14 protein-coding genes are annotated in these 15,444 nt (G+C 64.0%); 13 read left to right on the plus strand and 1 reads right to left on the minus strand.

Going from position 1 to position 15,444, the window contains the following annotated elements; genetic code table 11:
• Window positions 1-21 precede the first annotated feature (21 nt).
• Complete coding sequence (locus RJ1_RS32320; RefSeq protein WP_073366560.1) at window positions 22-1,371, minus strand: C40 family peptidase; 1,350 nt, start codon at window positions 1,369-1,371, stop codon at window positions 22-24.
• A 306-nt stretch (window positions 1,372-1,677) separates the two neighbouring features.
• Here RJ1_RS32320 and RJ1_RS32325 point away from each other — a divergent pair, with 306 nt between their 5' ends.
• From RJ1_RS32325 to RJ1_RS32385, 13 genes are all read left to right on the plus strand, one after another.
• On the plus strand, window positions 1,678-2,781 hold the full coding sequence (locus tag RJ1_RS32325; RefSeq protein ID WP_073366561.1) for an NAD(P)-dependent alcohol dehydrogenase: 1,104 nt from the start codon (window positions 1,678-1,680) through the stop codon (window positions 2,779-2,781).
• A gap of 54 nt (window positions 2,782-2,835) precedes the next feature.
• Window positions 2,836-3,630: an MlaE family ABC transporter permease gene (locus RJ1_RS32330; protein ID WP_073366562.1), complete on the plus strand. Its 795-nt coding sequence runs from the start codon at window positions 2,836-2,838 to the stop codon at window positions 3,628-3,630.
• Window positions 3,631-3,762: 132 nt separating this feature from the next.
• The gene (locus tag RJ1_RS32335; protein WP_378382463.1) at window positions 3,763-4,548 is read left to right on the plus strand and encodes an MlaE family ABC transporter permease; all 786 of its coding nucleotides are present in this window, start codon (window positions 3,763-3,765) and stop codon (window positions 4,546-4,548) included.
• Between the two features lies 1 nt (window position 4,549).
• A complete protein-coding gene (locus RJ1_RS32340) occupies window positions 4,550-5,713 on the plus strand; it encodes an MCE family protein (RefSeq protein ID WP_073366564.1) in 1,164 nt (387 codons plus the stop codon).
• Complete coding sequence (locus tag RJ1_RS32345; RefSeq protein ID WP_073366565.1) at window positions 5,713-6,714, plus strand: MCE family protein; 1,002 nt, start codon at window positions 5,713-5,715, stop codon at window positions 6,712-6,714. Before RJ1_RS32340 ends, RJ1_RS32345 begins: the two co-directional genes overlap by 1 nt.
• Window positions 6,714-7,715, plus strand: coding sequence for an MCE family protein (locus tag RJ1_RS32350; RefSeq protein ID WP_073366566.1), 1,002 nt, complete (start codon window positions 6,714-6,716; stop codon window positions 7,713-7,715). The genes RJ1_RS32345 and RJ1_RS32350 overlap by 1 nt, the downstream gene beginning before the upstream one ends.
• A 17-nt stretch (window positions 7,716-7,732) precedes the next feature.
• A complete protein-coding gene (locus RJ1_RS32355) occupies window positions 7,733-8,929 on the plus strand; it encodes an MCE family protein (protein ID WP_240319793.1) in 1,197 nt (398 codons plus the stop codon).
• Window positions 8,926-10,065, plus strand: a complete 1,140-nt coding sequence (locus RJ1_RS32360) for an MCE family protein (RefSeq protein ID WP_073366568.1) — start codon at window positions 8,926-8,928, stop codon at window positions 10,063-10,065. Before RJ1_RS32355 ends, RJ1_RS32360 begins: the two co-directional genes overlap by 4 nt.
• Window positions 10,065-11,552 (plus strand): MCE family protein, encoded by a 1,488-nt coding sequence (locus RJ1_RS32365; protein ID WP_073366569.1) that lies wholly within the window; start codon window positions 10,065-10,067, stop codon window positions 11,550-11,552. Before RJ1_RS32360 ends, RJ1_RS32365 begins: the two co-directional genes overlap by 1 nt.
• A complete protein-coding gene (locus RJ1_RS32370; RefSeq protein ID WP_073366570.1) occupies window positions 11,528-12,124 on the plus strand; it encodes an Rv1363c family protein in 597 nt (198 codons plus the stop codon). The genes RJ1_RS32365 and RJ1_RS32370 overlap by 25 nt, the downstream gene beginning before the upstream one ends.
• Window positions 12,121-12,651: an Rv1363c family protein gene (locus RJ1_RS32375; RefSeq protein ID WP_073366571.1), complete on the plus strand. Its 531-nt coding sequence runs from the start codon at window positions 12,121-12,123 to the stop codon at window positions 12,649-12,651. Before RJ1_RS32370 ends, RJ1_RS32375 begins: the two co-directional genes overlap by 4 nt.
• Window positions 12,652-12,707: 56 nt before the next feature.
• Complete coding sequence (locus tag RJ1_RS32380; RefSeq protein ID WP_073366572.1) at window positions 12,708-13,748, plus strand: ABC transporter ATP-binding protein; 1,041 nt, start codon at window positions 12,708-12,710, stop codon at window positions 13,746-13,748.
• Between the two features lie 59 nt (window positions 13,749-13,807).
• Complete coding sequence (locus RJ1_RS32385; RefSeq protein WP_073366573.1) at window positions 13,808-15,253, plus strand: aldehyde dehydrogenase; 1,446 nt, start codon at window positions 13,808-13,810, stop codon at window positions 15,251-15,253.
• Window positions 15,254-15,444 lie beyond the last annotated feature (191 nt).

The following is a 15,444-nucleotide window of genomic DNA, read 5'->3' on the forward strand; positions in this document are numbered from 1 at the left end:
GTGGCGGCGTCGAGGCGCCTTTCACACCACCCGGCGGGCCTTCATCCCGTCGAACACCGGCGCGACGCGAACCACATCGCCCGTCGTCGGAGCGTGAACCATCTGCCCGTTCCCGACGTAGATCGCAACATGACCGGGACCCGCAGGACCCCAGTTTCCGAACAGCAGATCTCCCGGCATCGCGTCGGCCAAGGGCACCTCCGTACCGACATTCCATTGCGTCTCGGACGTGCGCGGAAGCGAAATCCCCGACGTGGCCGCGTAGACGGCGTACGACGTCAGTCCAGAGCAGTCGAACCCGCCCGCCGAGGGACCATGCACGTTCCCGCCACCCCACACATACGGAAGACCGAGGTACCGGACAGCGGCTTCGACAATCTTGCCGCCGATGCCTTCCGCCCCGCCTCCGAAGACTCCGAGAAGGGACGCATACCGTGATTCCGATGCACGGATCTTGGCGACGTAGGGCTTCGTCTGATTCTCATAATCTGCTGCTCCCGAGGGCATACCGCGATTCACTCGAACGGCGCCGACACCAGCGTTGTATCCCGCGATCGTGAGGTCGAGAGTGTCTCCGACCACCTCGCCCTGCGATTTCCACTGTTCGATCTGGTCATACATGTCGCAGAGAAGGTGGCCTGACGCCATCACCGAGTCAGCGATATCGAGAATGTCGGCCTTTCCGTCACCGTCGGCGTCCTTGCCGTATCTCGCCCAGGTGGCCGGCATGAACTGCCCCGGGCCGCGAGCGCCGGACGGCGACACCGGAGCGGTAGCGCCAAAGCGAAATCCGTTCTCCGCGGCGTACAGTGCGGCGAGAACGGGCGCCTTCACTCCGTCGCAGATGGCGCCCGCCTTCTGGAACCACGGAACGAACACTGCGATGGAACCGATGGTCGACGACGCCGCGGGATAGTCGAGCACCGAGGGCATCAATTGCGGCAGAGCGTCATCCCTCTCTCCTTGCGCGAATGCATCATCCGTCGTCTGCGACGGCCACGCCGACGGGGCATGGGGCTCCGTCGCGACGGGTCCGGAGGATTGCGGGTTCTTGTTCTCCTCAGGTCGAGGGTCCCGGGGTGGCAGTGGGTCCTGCGGCGGCACGGGCACGGGCGGTAGATACGGTGCTACCGCATCCTGAACGGCTACGGCCGCAGCGTCGACGGCTCGACGAGCCGGGTCCTGAACTTCTCGGGGTAGGCCCGCGATGGACTCGTCGATCTGTGCGTCCAGCGCCGGTGCGGCCTCCACGACCGATTGAACCTGCTGCGTCGCAATGCCCTGTGCGGGTTCTGGGAGATCCGCGCCATGCACGATGCCCCCGATTGCCGCGGCTACCCCGACGATGATCGCCGAAGGATCAACAGACATTCGTTTCCTCCTGATGTGTGAGCCAGATCAATACGACCCCGAGATGTGACTCGAGTCTCCCGCGCCGGCTTTCCTCGCCGCGTCGCACCAGAGGGTGGTTGGGATACGTCATCGGAGCTACGAACCAATCGGCACGGACAAGGTCCCCGTTCCCTACCTCCCCCTACCGGGGGGGTGAAGGGGGAGATTGGAGCGAACTTATCGTTCAGCCCTATTTTTCGACCTTGTGACCTACCTAACATCACCCCTACGCAAGTGATGCCCGCCAACAGGCAGAGGCACAAGCAACTCGAGCTAGGAGCAATCGTGCAGATCAGTGCCGCCGTAATCCACGAAGTCGCGGGCGACTTCGCCATCGAGACCGTGTCCCTGAGCGAACCCGGGGACAACGAAGTCCTCGTGGAGATCGCCGGCGTCGGTCTCTGCCACACCGACCTGGCCGTCAAGGAAGGCCATCTCCCGTTTCCCCTCCCGGGCGTCGTCGGCCACGAAGGCAGCGGCACGGTCGTGCGGGTCGGACCGGGTGTCACCAAGGTCAGTGAAGGCGACAAGGTCGCCATTAGCTTCAACAGTTGCGGTCAGTGTGCCCACTGTGGGAAGGGCGAGCCCGCGTACTGCCACAACTTCATGGCATTCAACTTCGGCGGGGTGCGCCCGGACGGCAGTTCGGCACTGGCCGCGGGTGACGCTGCGCTCGGCGGCAACTTCTTCGGGCAGTCCTCCCTCGCGACACATGCCATCGCGCACGAGCGCAATGTCGTGAAGGTCGCGGACGACGCCCCACTCGAACTCGTCGGCCCGCTCGGCTGTGGGATCCAGACCGGCGCGGGCGCCGTGTTGAATTCGCTCGACGTCGATCCGGGATCGTCGCTGGTGGTCGTCGGGGCGGGTTCGGTCGGTCTGGCATCCGTGCTCGCGGCCGTGGTCCGCGAGGTCGGCGTGATCATCGTCGTCGAACCCCATCAGTCGCGGCGTGAACTCGCTCTCTCGCTGGGCGCGACGCACGTTGTCGATCCCGCGGACGGTGCTCTCTCCGAACAGATTCGGGGGATCGTTCCCGACGGTGTCGACTACGCCATCGACACGACGGCCCTCGTCCCCGTGCTGGACCAGATCCTGCAGTCGCTGGGCGTCCGGGGGTCCCTCGGCCTCATCGGTGTCCCCGCCGACCCGGCCGCCACAATCCCGATCGGCATGATGTCGACGCAGCTGTTCGGTCTCACGATCCGCGGCATCGTCGAGGGCGATGCCGACCCCGATACATTCATTCCCTACCTTCTCGATCTGCACCGTCAAGGCAAGTTCCCGTTCGACAAGTTGATCACGACGATGCCGTTCTCACAGATCAACGAAGCTGTGGCCGTACAGCATCGAGGTGAGGCGGTGAAGATCGTCCTCGTTCACGAATGATGGCCGACGCCACCGCCAATCGGATGCTCCGGAAATAGTGAGAAAGGCAGTTCGATGTCAGTCGATCTGAAAGCCCGCCCGCCGCGGACGAGCGCTGTCAGGAAGGCCGTCCAGGTAGCGCCCACGGCCGTCGGTGCGTTCTACGCGACGTCGATGGAAACGTTCCGCTGCATGTTCAAGCGACCCTTCCACGCTCGTGAGTTCGTGCAGCAGGCGTGGTTCATCGCCGGTGTATCGATCATGCCGGCGTTGCTCATGGCGATTCCCTTTTGCATGATGTTCGTTTATCAGATCAATATCTTGTTGGCTGAAATCGGTGCTGTGGATCTCGCCGGCGCCGGCGCCGGCGTCGCGATCATCCGTGAAATCGGCCCGGTGGTGACCGTTCTCGTGGTGGCCGGTGCCGGTTCGACCGCCATCTGCGCCGATCTGGGTTCGCGGACCATTCGCGAAGAGATCGACGCGATGAAGGTGTTGGGGATCGATCCAATTCAAAGACTCTGCGTGCCGAGGGTGCTGGCTTCGACTCTCATCGCAATGTTTCTCAACGGACTCGTCTCGGCAGTCGGGCTGGTGGGTGGCTACTTTGCGACGGTCTACATGCAGGGTGCGTCGCCGGGGCAGTACGTCACGTCCATCTCGATTCTCACGGGACTGCCCGACTTCCTCGTCAGTGAGGTGAAGGCGGCAGTGTTCGGCATGCTTGCCGGTCTCGTCGCCTGCCATCTGGGGCTCAACGCGAAAGGTGGGCCCAAGGGAGTGGGGGACGCGGTAAATCAGACGGTGGTGTTCAGCTTCCTGCTGCTCTTCCTCGCAAACTCGGTCATCACCACGCTTGCGCTGCACTGACAGCGCTCAACACGTCGCCGCACAGTCGGCTGTGAACGGGAGAATTCTGTGTCGAAAGTTACTCGGGCCGCGGGCGCGAGGCCGCAAGTCGCCGGGCTCGCGCTCCGCACGGTCAGTGCACCGGTTGGTCACATGGAGGAGATGGGCAGACAGCTCCACTTCTACAGTCACGCCGTCACCTCGATACCGCACACGGTTCGGCGCTACCGGAAGGAAACGATCCGGCTGCTCGCCGAGGTCAGCATGGGCACCGGTGCCCTTGCGGTGATCGGGGGAACCCTTGTGGTCATCTCGCTTCTCACCACCGCGGTCGGATACGAAGTCGGCCAGCAGGGAGCGACGTCGATGGGCCGCATCGGAATCGGTGCGCTGTCCGGATTCATCTCGGCATTCTTCAATACCCGGGAGGCGATTCCCGTCATTGCGGGCATCGCGCTGACCGCGACGGTCGGTGCGGGTTTCACCGCGCAACTCGGTGCGATGCGGGTGAGCGAGGAAATCGACGCCATGGAGACCATGTCGATCCCGTCGCTGCCCTACCTCGTGACCACTCGCGTCACCGCCGGGGTCATCGCGGTGATTCCGCTGTACTGCGTGGCGCTGTTCGTAGGCTATGTCGCCACGCAACTGGTCACCGAGTATCTCGGTGGAGCAAGCGGAACGTACCAGCACTATTTCAACGTCTTCCTCGTACCGAGCGACGTCGCCTGGTCGATGGTGAAAGTTGTCGCGATGTCGGTAGTGGTGATGTGTGTGCACTGCTACCACGGCTACAACGCCAAGGGCGGGCCGGCGGGAGTCGGTGTCGCGGTCGGACGCGCGGTGCGCACGTCCCTGATCGCGATCATGGTCATCGACCTTCTCGTCGGAATTGCCGTCTACGGTGGTTCCGCCGGCGCCGTGAAAGTGTCGGGCTGACATGGGTGGCCACATCGAAGAGCGGAGCCGCCTCGTCTACGCGCTCCTGGGTATGTGTCTGATCGTGTTGATGGCGATCGCGACGGCAGTGTCCGTCGGCATCTACCGCGGATCGTTCTCCTCGACCGTTCCGGTCACGCTGTACTCGGCGCGGTCGGGCCTGATGCTCGAACCCGGCTCGGACATCAAGATGCGCGATGTCGTCGTGGGCCGGGTGTCGAAGGTACAACTCGTCGACGACCAGGCCGAGATCACCATGAACATCGACGAGAGCCGAACGTCGGCGATCCCGGAGAACATCACGGCCGTGATCGATCCGAGCACGTTGTTCGGACGCAAGTTCGTCACGCTGGTGCAGCCGGAACATCCCTCGAGTTCACCCCTTTCGGCTGGATCTGTGGTTCAAGGGACCGCTGTGGCCACCGAGGTGAACGACCTCCTCGATTCGCTGGTGACGGTGCTGCGGACTGTGGAACCGGAAAAGGTCAACGCGACGTTGAGTGCGCTGTCCACCTCGTTGCAGGGCCGCGGCGACCAACTCGGCGACATGATGGTCGAGCTGGACACCTACCTGTCCGAGTTCAACGGCAGCCTCCCCACACTGCAGCGCGACCTGGTCAAGGGCGCGGAGGTCTCCGACATCCTCGCCGGCGCGGCTCCGGACCTGCTGCGGACCGTCGATCACGTGAGTACCACCGGTGACACGGTGACCGGGCGGGAGCAGCAGCTGAGCGCCTTCCTGCTCAGTTTCAGCGGTTTCGGCAACAGCGGGCGGAGCTTCTTCGAGGCCTCCGGGGATCCGCTCGAGAAGTCGTTGGACGCGTTGGAGCCGACGACGGCGCTGCTCGCCCAGCACGCGCCGATGTACCCGTGCTTCCTGGCGAGTATGGATCAGACCAACAGGTACCTCGAGCGCACCGTCGGCGGTAGTGATCAGGCGGGGCTGAACATCCTCGGCACCCTGCTGATGGGCGATCCGCCGTACACATACCCGGAGAACGCGCCGAAGAACGGTGCGGACGGCCCACCGCGGTGTTACGACCCCGGGCAGGCACCCGGACATACCGACTTCGACGACGGCAGCAAGGCATACCAGCCGGCACGCGGTGTCGAAGATCTGATCGGTAATCCATTCGCGCAGTTCATGTTCGGAGGTGCACGCTGATGACGAAGGCACCGGGAATCAAGTTGCTGATCTTCGTTCTGGTCACGTCGTTGACCGGATTCGGTGTGGCGACGGTGGTGGGCAACATGCGCTTCGGCAGCACACACACCTATCAGGCCGTCTTCTCGAACGCGTCCGGGCTGGGCAACGGCGAAGACGTCAAGGTCGGCGGTGTGCCGATGGGCAAGGTGAAGGACGTGGAGTTGGCCGGCGACGGCACGGCAGTGGTGTCGTTCTCTCTCTCCACCGAACGCCCGCTCACGGCGGGGACCACGGCGCGAATCAAGTACAAGAACCTGATCGGTGACCGCTTCGTGGAGTTGTCGAACGGACCAGGGGCCATCGGTGCGCTCGACGGCCCGATTCCGCTCGAACAGACCACGCCGGCGCTGGACCTCGACCAGGTGGTCAACGGCTTCCGACCTCTGCTTCAAGGTCTCGACCCGGATCAGACCAATCAACTCTCCGCCTCGCTGATCGAAGTACTCAACGGCCAGGAAGCAAGTATCGGGCGTCTGGTAAGTCAGATCGGAACTCTCAGTAACACACTGGCGGACCGGGATCAGGCGATCGGTCAGGTGGTGAACAACTTCAACACCGTCGTCGGGACCGTGAACAACCGCGGCGACCAATTCTCGGCGCTGATCGACCAGCTTCAACGGCTGGTCGCCGGCCTCGACGGTGACCGTGACCTGATCACCAACTCTCTGGTGAGCATCGACCGTGTCACGGACAGCCTCGCAGGAGTGCTCGACCAGAATCGGCCCGCGATTGCGCAGGACGTCGTTGCGCTGGGCGATCTAGCGGGCAACCTCAATACGAACACCGACACGCTCAACATGGTGCTGTCGACGCTGCCCGAGAACTACCGTCTGATCGGCCGCGTCGCGGGTTACGGAAGCTTCGTGAACTTCTTCGTCTGTGGCCTCGCTATCAAGTACGCGCCCGGGCCCGGTGGATACACACCGATGTTCAAGGCTCCCGCAGAAAGGTGTCAGTGATGGCTCAGAAGTCATTCCTCGAGCGCGATGCGTTCCGCATCGGCCTCATGGGAACAGCGGTCCTGATCGGCGTCATGTTCCTCGCGCTCAACTTCAACTCCATTCCCGGTATCAACAGGGCCACGACCTACCATGCGGAGTTCGCCGACGCCAGCGGCCTTGCAGTCGGTGACACGACGCAGATTGCCGGCGTGAAAGTCGGAGAGGTGAAGCAGCTTTCGATCGACGATGGAAAAGTCGACGTGGAATTCGACGTGGACAGCGGTGCGGTCGGGCTCGGCGAGGACACCACGGCGGCGATCAAGGTCGAAACCGCTCTCGGGCGGCGATACGTGGAAATCACTCCGGGACGTCACGGTGAACTCGCCGACGACGCGACCATCCCGTTGGCACACACCAGCTCCGGATACGACATCACCCGGGCGCTCGAGGAAGTCACCGACAAGGTCTCCGATACCGACACCGTCAACCTCTCCGGCGCGCTCGAGCAGGTTTCCTCGGTCGAGGACGAGCTTCCGCCCGATCTGCGGTCATCCCTCGACGGTCTGTCCCGGCTGTCGAACACGGTGGCGAGCCGGGACGAGGAACTGCGTCAGTTGCTCTCGGGTGCGGCCGACGTGTCCCACATCCTCGCGGACCGAGACGTCCAGGTCGCGTCGCTGTTCGGCCAGGGGCAGTCGCTCTTCGCCGCGCTGAACAGCCGGGCAGACACAATCCATCGCGTTCTCGTGCAGTCACGTCAGGTGGCCGATGCACTCACCGGGCTTTCCCGTGACAACGCGGCAACACTCGGACCTACTCTCGAACAGTTGAAGACTCTGGTGGCCACATTGAACAGCAATTACGACAATATCAACGCATCGCTGACCGGCCTCGATCGATTCGCGAAGCAGGTCGGCGAGGCGGTGGGCAGTGGTCCGTTCTTCGGGGTGCTGCTCCACAACATCGTGCCGGCCAACCTCTCCGGGCAGCTTCCGGGAAGTTTCGGGGGGCCGCGCTGATGGCCTCGGTACGGGAAATGGCACGGGCACTGCCGGCGAGACTGCTCGCCGTGGTGATCGCGGTCGCCCTTGTCGGGTTGCTGACCGCCGCGTGGATCGAAAATCACTCCGTCAACCACGTCACGGCATACTTCCGGAACACCACCGGCATGTACGTCGGGGACCGGGTGATGATTCTCGGCGTCGAGGTCGGCCGCATCACGACGATCGAGCCGGATGGCGAGCGGGTCCGGGTCGAATTCGATTACGACAACGAGTACGACGTTCCCGCCGACGCGAAGGCCGCTGTCGTCGCCCCGACACTGGTGACCGGCCGCTACATTCAGCTCGCACCGGCGTACTCGGGTGGAGCGACCCTGGCGGACGGTGACGAGATTCCCCTCGATCGAACCGCCGTTCCGGTGGAGTTCGACGAGATCAAGAAGCAGGTGGTCAAGCTCAGCGAGGACGCCGGCCGCACCCCGGCGCACCCGGACGGTTCGCTCAACCGCTTCGTGAACAGCACCGCGCGGACTCTGGACGGGACGGGTTCGGCGCTGCACGATTCGCTCACCCACCTCTCGGACGCCGCCACCACCCTGAACGCGAGCGGCGAGGACCTGTTCGGCACTGTCGAGAACCTGCAGAAGTTCACTACTGCGCTCGCGGCCAGCGACCAGCAGATCCGGGCGTTCAGTGGCGAACTCGCGAACGTATCGGGCCTGCTCAACGCCAACCGCACCGAGCTCGACGCGATGTTGAGCAGCATGCTGACCACGTTCCAGGAAGTCACGAAGTTCATCGAGGACAACCGTGGCTCGCTGGTCGAGAATGTCGGGCAGCTCGAGGAGATCACCCGGTTACTCGTCGACCGCCAGGACACCCTGATGTCGATCCTGCACTCCGGACCGACAGCACTGTCCGACTTCTACAACATCTACGATCCCGAATCCAACTCGCTGACCGGCGCGCTCGCCGTGCCCGAGATGCCGGACCCGCGCTCACTCATCTGCGCACTCTTGACCACAGTCGACGCTCCGGGTGACGAATGCGCCACGGCTACGAACGCTTTCGCGGCACCATTGGCCAACGCGGCTGTGCGACAGGCGGTACCTGCACCGATCACCAACCCGCTACCGCCGGGGGTCATGCCAGGCGTTTCCGCACCGAATGATCCCGTCGCCTCCATCACCCAGAGTCTGCAGAACCTCATTCTTCCGGAGGGACCACGATGACGAACTCTTTGCGAAGATCGGCGCTCACGGCAACCATGCTCGTCGCCGTCGTGGCCGCTGCGGCCGGATGCCGATTCGACGGAATCAATTCGATCGGGCTGCCCGGCAACGCGGTCGGAGGTGACGCACACGAGGTGACCGTCGAGCTCGCGGACATCCAGAATCTGGTCGGCAACTCACCGGTGAAGGCCGGCAACGTGATCGTGGGGAACATCAGCCACATCACGGGAGACAACTGGGGTGCCAAACTGACACTCGAGCTCGACCCGGACGCAGAGATCCCCGCGAATGTCAGCGCCAAGCTCGCGCAAACCAGTGTGCTCGGCTCCCAGTACCTCGAGCTCACGGTGCCGCCCGGTGTCGACGCAGTCGGCCGACTCGCCGACGGTGACCTGATCCCCCTCGACCGCACCAGCCAGTATCCCTCGACCGAGGAGGTGCTCTCAGCGCTCGCTCCCGTCCTCAACGGCAGTGGGCTGCAGCAGATTCGCACCGTGACATCTGAGCTCAACCGCGTCCTGGGCGGCCGTGAGGAATCGCTGCGCAGCCTGTTCGGCAACCTCGAAGAGTTCGTCGGCGGTGTCGACCAACAGCGCGACGACATAGTTCGGGCAATCGACGGCCTCGATCGCCTCGGCGCGGAATTGGCCAGTCAGAATCAGACGATCGACCGGGGGATCACGTCGATTCAGCCCGCCCTGCAGATCCTCGACGAACAGCAGAAGCAACTCACGACGATGCTGAACGATGTGGGACGGTTCGGCGAGGTCGCCACCGACGTGCTCGAGAGCAGCCGCGAGGACCTCGACGCGAATCTGAGGTCGCTCCAGCCGGTGCTGTCGCAGCTCGCCGCGGCCGGCGATCACCTCCCGGAAGCACTCAAGATCGCCGGAACTATTCCATTCCCTGTCACGACCACTCAGCGCGCCGTCAGGGGGGACTATATGAATCTGTTCCTCACCCTCGATGTCAGCGCCGAGACGATCGGCGGCAAGGTTCTCGGCAGCATTCCCCTCGACGAGTTGGCGGGACTGAACCCGGCCCGTCAAGCGGTGAACCCTCTGTTGGCACCTACCGGTGCAACAACATCCGACGGGCCCGCAGCGTCCGCACCGCAGAACGGAGCACCGCGCTGATGAGAACAAAACTCGTTCGCTTCCAACTCATCGTCTTCACGGTCGTGGCGGTTCTCGCCGTCGGCAACGCCGCGGTGAACTACCTTGGCCTGAAGAGGGTCACCGGAATCGGGATGTACACGATCACAGCGGAGTTCGACCGTGCCGGAGGACTTTATGTGAACTCCTTGGTGACCTATCGAGGCGTCGACGTCGGCGTCGTGAAGTCGATCGACCTGGGTCCCGATCGGGCGGCCGCAGAATTGCAGCTCGATTCAGATTTCGCGATCCCGAGCAACAGCCAGGCATTCGTCCGCAGTGTCTCCGCCATCGGCGAGCAGTACCTGGACGTGGTGCCGGCGTCGTCCGAAGGCCCCTTCCTCACCGACGGTGATGTGATTTCGAAGGAGAACACCGAAATCCCGGTGCCCGCCTCCGAGGTCGTCGACAAGGTGAACGTGCTTCTCTCCGAGCTGCCCAAGGACGATCTCCGAGTCACCGTCGACGAGGCCTACAGCGCCTTCAATGGGACGGGGCCGGCTCTATCGCGGCTCATCGACTCCTCGCGTCCCCTGATCGAACTCGCGCAGGCGAAGATCGGTACTACGACGACCCTCCTCGATGACGCCGAACCCGTCCTCGACGCAGGTGTCGACTCAGGTGCCGACATCGCGAGCTTCTCCCACGATCTGTCCTCGTTCTCCGAGCAGTTGGTGATGAGCGATGCCCAGGTCCGCGGCGTCCTCGACAACGGATCACAGTTCTTCGATACCGTCAGCGGCACACTCGACGACGTACGCCCCACCGTTCCGCTGCTGCTGGCAAACCTGCAGACGGTCGGCGAGGTCGCCCGAGTGAACATCCCTGGGATTGAGCAGATCCTGGTGATCTACCCGGCGGTGTCCGCCTCGATCAACTACATGCATCGCGGAGTTCAGGGCGAAGATCGGGTCTACGGTCAGGGCGCCCTCGACGTCAAACTCGGCAACTCCGCGAACCCGCTCCCCTGCACCGAGGGCTACCAGGAAACGCAACGACGCGACCCCAGCGATCTCAGCACCGCCCCGGCACCGGAGAATTCCTACTGCAAGCTGCCGCAGGCCGACCCCCGGGTCGCGCGAGGGGCGCGGAACGTCCCCTGCGCAACGAATCCCGCGGTGCGAACCGCGGAAATCGCGAACTGCCCCGGGGGTCTGCCGTCCACCTGGCCGGAAATGCTGGCCCGGCCCGGCCAACCGTACGTCCCGCCGTCGACGGACACCGGCGCACCGAACACGGGCCCGATCTCGACCCCGCCGACCCCTGACACCATCCCCCCCGGGACCGCCACGCCGGCCTCGTGGACGACCCCGCAAGGCTTCACCGACAGCGACGGCTCCCTCAGCGTCCCCTATGACCCGGTCACCGGAAACTTCCGGGCACCGAACGGCGATCTCTACTCGCTCGCCAGCGTTTCTGCACCACACTCGAAGGAGGAATCAACATGGCAGGCACTTCTGCTCCGGTAGAGGTCGAGACCAACCTCGACCACACCGACGTTGACCACGACACGGACGACGTCCCGGCGACGACACACGACTCCGAGGAGCGGGTACCGACGCGCAGATTCCTCATCGGACTGGCCGCAACGCTGGTGATCGCGATCGCCGCCGCGGTCGGCGGCGGCATCTCGTGGACGAACCTCCGCGCCGAACAAGCCGCACAGTCCCGAGATGAACAGGTTCTCGAAACGGCGCGGCAGGTGGTGGTCAACCTTGTGACGCTGCGACATCAAAGCGTGGACGAAGACATCCAGCGCGTCGCGGACGGCACCACCGGACCTTTCCGGGACCAGTTCACCAGCGCATCGGGAAGTTTCGGTGACGTGTTGAACCAGGGCCAAGTCGAGTCGACCGGCGAAGTGAAGGAAGCCGGGCTCGTCGAGGCCGACGACGACCATGCCGTGGTCCTCGCTGCCGTGACCTCCACGGTGAAGAACACCGAAGCACCCGACGGCGAGATCCGCGTCTACCGAATGAAGGTCTCCCTCGATTCGGTGGACGGCAACTGGCTGGTCTCAGATGTGGAGTTCGTAGCATGAGAAACACACTCGCCCGAATCCCCGAGGCAGTCGAATCCTGGACCTTCGCACGCCGGCGGGCCACCCGTTACCTCGCAGTCCTTCTCGCCGGCGGACTCGTCGCGGTCGCCGTCGCCACCGCTCTCCAGGTACACGATCACCGCCAGGTGAACACCGCGGAGGCCCAGGCGCGCGAACGCGGAACGCAGCTGATCGCGGACGTGCTGTCGTACGACTTCAACACCGTCGACGCGCACTTCGCCGACGTGCTTCCCAATCTCGGTGGCGATCTCCGCGACCAGTTCGACAGTGTCGGCAAAGAAGTCATCATCCCCTCGGCAAAAGAACGCCAAGTCGTCACCTCGGCGACCGTCGTCGAATCGTCCGTCGTCTCCGCGTCCGAGGACGCAGTGACGCTGCTGTTCTTCGTCAACCAGTCGACCACCAGCACCGACAGCGCCGCACCGAAGTTGGACGGAAGTCGCGTCCGGGTCGGCATGACCGAGCAGGAGGGAACGTGGGTCATGACGGAAATGACCCCGGTCTGACCGCATCCCCGGAACACGGGGATCAGTCGCTTTTTTCGCAATCGTAGGAGGTAGTCGTGGGAGTCGAGGTATCCGTCGAGGGACTGACCAAGTCGTTCGGCTCGCAAAGGATCTGGCAGGACGTCACATTGACCCTTCCGACAGGTGAGGTCAGCGCGTTGCTGGGCCCGTCGGGAACCGGTAAGTCGGTGTTCCTGAAATCGCTGATCGGTCTGCTCCGCCCGGAACAGGGCTCCATCGTGATCGACGGCACCAACATTCTCGAGTGCTCCAGCAAAGAGCTCTACGAGATCCGCAAGCTGTTCGGGGTGCTGTTCCAGGACGGTGCACTGTTCGGGTCGATGAACCTCTACGACAACGTCGCGTTCCCACTACGCGAACACACCAAGAAGTCCGAATCCGAAGTCCGCAAGGTCGTCATGGAGAAGATGGAACTCGTCGGCCTCCTCGGCGCCGAGGACAAACTGCCCGGCGAGATCTCCGGCGGTATGCGCAAACGCGCCGGCCTGGCCCGCGCCCTGGTGCTGGACCCGCAGATCATCCTCGTCGACGAGCCGGACTCCGGTCTGGACCCGGTGCGCACCACCTACATCTCGCAGACGTTGATCGACATCAACGCCGAGATCGACGCGACGATCCTGATCGTCTCCCACAACATCAACCTCGCCCGCACCGTGCCCGACAACATCGGCATGCTCTTCCGCCGAGAACTGGTGATGTTCGGACCCCGCGAGGTCCTGCTCACCAGCGACCAACCGGTCGTCAAACAGTTCCTCAACGGCACCATGATCGGCCCGATCGGCATGTCCGAGGAAAAAGACGAAGCCACCATGGCCGCCGAACAGGCCATGGTCGACGCCGGGCACCACGCCGGTGGTGTCGACGACGTCGAGGGCATCGTCCCGCAAATGAAAGCCACCCCCGGAATGCCGTTCCGGCAGGCCGTCGCCCGCCGCCAAGAACGCGTCCGCGACATCATGCACACCCTCCCCGAGAACGCCCAGATCGCCATCCAAGAAAGCTTCGAGGAGGGCTTCGGCTCGTACGACGACACCGAAGAGTTTCGCGTCTACGAGGAACCCCTCGAATCCGTGTAATCCACCGTTCGAGTTCACGACTCAGCAAGACCCAATCCAGATCGACGAGAGGAACCGTCATGACGACGAACAACAACGCCTTCTTCATCGGAGGCGAATGGCATCCGCCCACCTCGAGTGGCGTGATCACGGTGGTATCACCCAACGACGAACAGGTGGTGGGCCACGCCCCCGACGGCGCCGAACCGGACATGGACGCCGCCGTCGACGCGGCGCGCCGGGCATTCGACGATCCGACCGGTTGGTCGCAGTGGGAGCCGGCACGGCGAGCGCAGGCACTGGGGCGCCTCGCCGATGCGCTCGACAAACGCGCACCCGAGATGGTCCAGGCGGTGAGTTCTCAGAACGGGATGCCCGTCGCCGTCGCGGAGAAGTTGGAAGCGGTCTTTCCGCAGATTCTGCTCCGCTACTACGCCGGCCTGATCGAGAACGACAGCTTCGAGGAGACCCGCCCGGGTCTGCTCGGCGGATCGACTCTCGTGACCAAGACCCCGATCGGCGTCGTCGGGGCGATCGTCCCGTGGAACTTCCCACAGGCGCTCGCCGCATTCAAATACGCTCCTGCTCTCGCTGCCGGGTGCACGATCGTCATCAAACCGTCCCCCGAAACGGTCCTCGACAGCTACGTTCTCGCGGAAGCGATCGAAGAGGCGGACCTGCCGGCGGGCGTGATCAACATCGTGCCCGGTGGCCGCGAACTGGGCGCGTACCTGGTCTCGCACCCCGGCATCGACAAGGTGGCATTCACCGGGTCGTCGGCTGCGGGCCGCAACATCGCCGAGGCCTGCGGTCGACTGCTCCGGCCGGTCACGCTGGAACTGGGTGGAAAGTCGGCGGCGATCATCCTCGACGACGCGAATCTGGATCTCGCCACGGTCGGTGAGCAGCTTTTCGGCGCGACCATGTTGAACAACGGGCAGGTCTGCTACCTCGGCACCCGCATCCTGGCACCGCAGTCGCGCTACCAGGAAGTGGTCGACACGTTCAGCGCTCTCGCCGGGTCGCTGACCGTAGGAAGTTCCCTCGACCCCGCCACGATGATCGGACCGATGGCGAGCGCCCGGCAGCGCGACCGGGTGGAGTCCTACATCGCGAAGGGCAAGGGCGACGGCGCCCGCATCACGGTCGGTGGTGGGCGCCCTGCCGACCTCGACAAGGGATGGTTCGTCGAACCGACCATCTTCGCGGACGTCGACAACAACTACACCATCGCCCAGGAGGAGATCTTCGGCCCGGTTCTCTCGATCATTTCGTACCGTGACGACGAGGATGCCGTCCGCATCGCGAACGACAGCGACTTCGGCCTCGGTGGCACCGTCTTCACTGCCGATCACGACCACGGGGTCGCCGTCGCCCGGCGCATCCAGACGGGAACGATCGGCATCAACGGCTACCTTCCCGACCCGACGGCGCCCTTCGGTGGCGTCAAGGCCAGCGGCCTCGGCCGCGAACTGGGCCCGGAAGCCCTGTCGGCCTACCTCGTGCCGAAGTCGATCTACCTGTAAGGGTGTGATGCGAGTGCGGCGCTCGGGGCCGCACCCGCACCTGATAACGCCATTCATCCCGACGGGGTATTTCCCTCAACCCGAAGGATGAGAAGGCGTCCGATTCATACCACTTATCCCCCTTGGTCGGTATTATGGTTTGACCAAACACTTTGGCCTTATCCTGTCGAGGAGAGGCACCTGAAAGCAAG

This window comes from Rhodococcus jostii NBRC 16295, from assembly GCF_001894825.1.
GTDB classification, from domain to species: domain Bacteria; phylum Actinomycetota; class Actinomycetes; order Mycobacteriales; family Mycobacteriaceae; genus Rhodococcus_F; species Rhodococcus_F jostii.

Bases quoted from the DNA above. Each gene is read 5' to 3' on its own strand.
- RJ1_RS32320 (WP_073366560.1), bottom strand. From the start codon at position 1,371: ATGTCTGTTGATCCTTCGGCGATCATCGTCGGGGTAGCCGCGGCAATC.
- RJ1_RS32330 (WP_073366562.1), top strand. From the start codon at position 2,836: ATGTCAGTCGATCTGAAAGCCCGCCCGCCGCGGACGAGCGCTGTCAGG.
- RJ1_RS32335 (WP_378382463.1), top strand. From the start codon at position 3,763: ATGGAGGAGATGGGCAGACAGCTCCACTTCTACAGTCACGCCGTCACC.
- RJ1_RS32340 (WP_073366564.1), top strand. From the start codon at position 4,550: ATGGGTGGCCACATCGAAGAGCGGAGCCGCCTCGTCTACGCGCTCCTG.
- RJ1_RS32345 (WP_073366565.1), top strand. From the start codon at position 5,713: ATGACGAAGGCACCGGGAATCAAGTTGCTGATCTTCGTTCTGGTCACG.
- RJ1_RS32350 (WP_073366566.1), top strand. From the start codon at position 6,714: ATGGCTCAGAAGTCATTCCTCGAGCGCGATGCGTTCCGCATCGGCCTC.
- RJ1_RS32355 (WP_240319793.1), top strand. From the start codon at position 7,733: ATGGCACGGGCACTGCCGGCGAGACTGCTCGCCGTGGTGATCGCGGTC.
- RJ1_RS32360 (WP_073366568.1), top strand. From the start codon at position 8,926: ATGACGAACTCTTTGCGAAGATCGGCGCTCACGGCAACCATGCTCGTC.
- RJ1_RS32365 (WP_073366569.1), top strand. From the start codon at position 10,065: ATGAGAACAAAACTCGTTCGCTTCCAACTCATCGTCTTCACGGTCGTG.
- RJ1_RS32370 (WP_073366570.1), top strand. From the start codon at position 11,528: ATGGCAGGCACTTCTGCTCCGGTAGAGGTCGAGACCAACCTCGACCAC.
- RJ1_RS32375 (WP_073366571.1), top strand. From the start codon at position 12,121: ATGAGAAACACACTCGCCCGAATCCCCGAGGCAGTCGAATCCTGGACC.
- RJ1_RS32385 (WP_073366573.1), top strand. From the start codon at position 13,808: ATGACGACGAACAACAACGCCTTCTTCATCGGAGGCGAATGGCATCCG.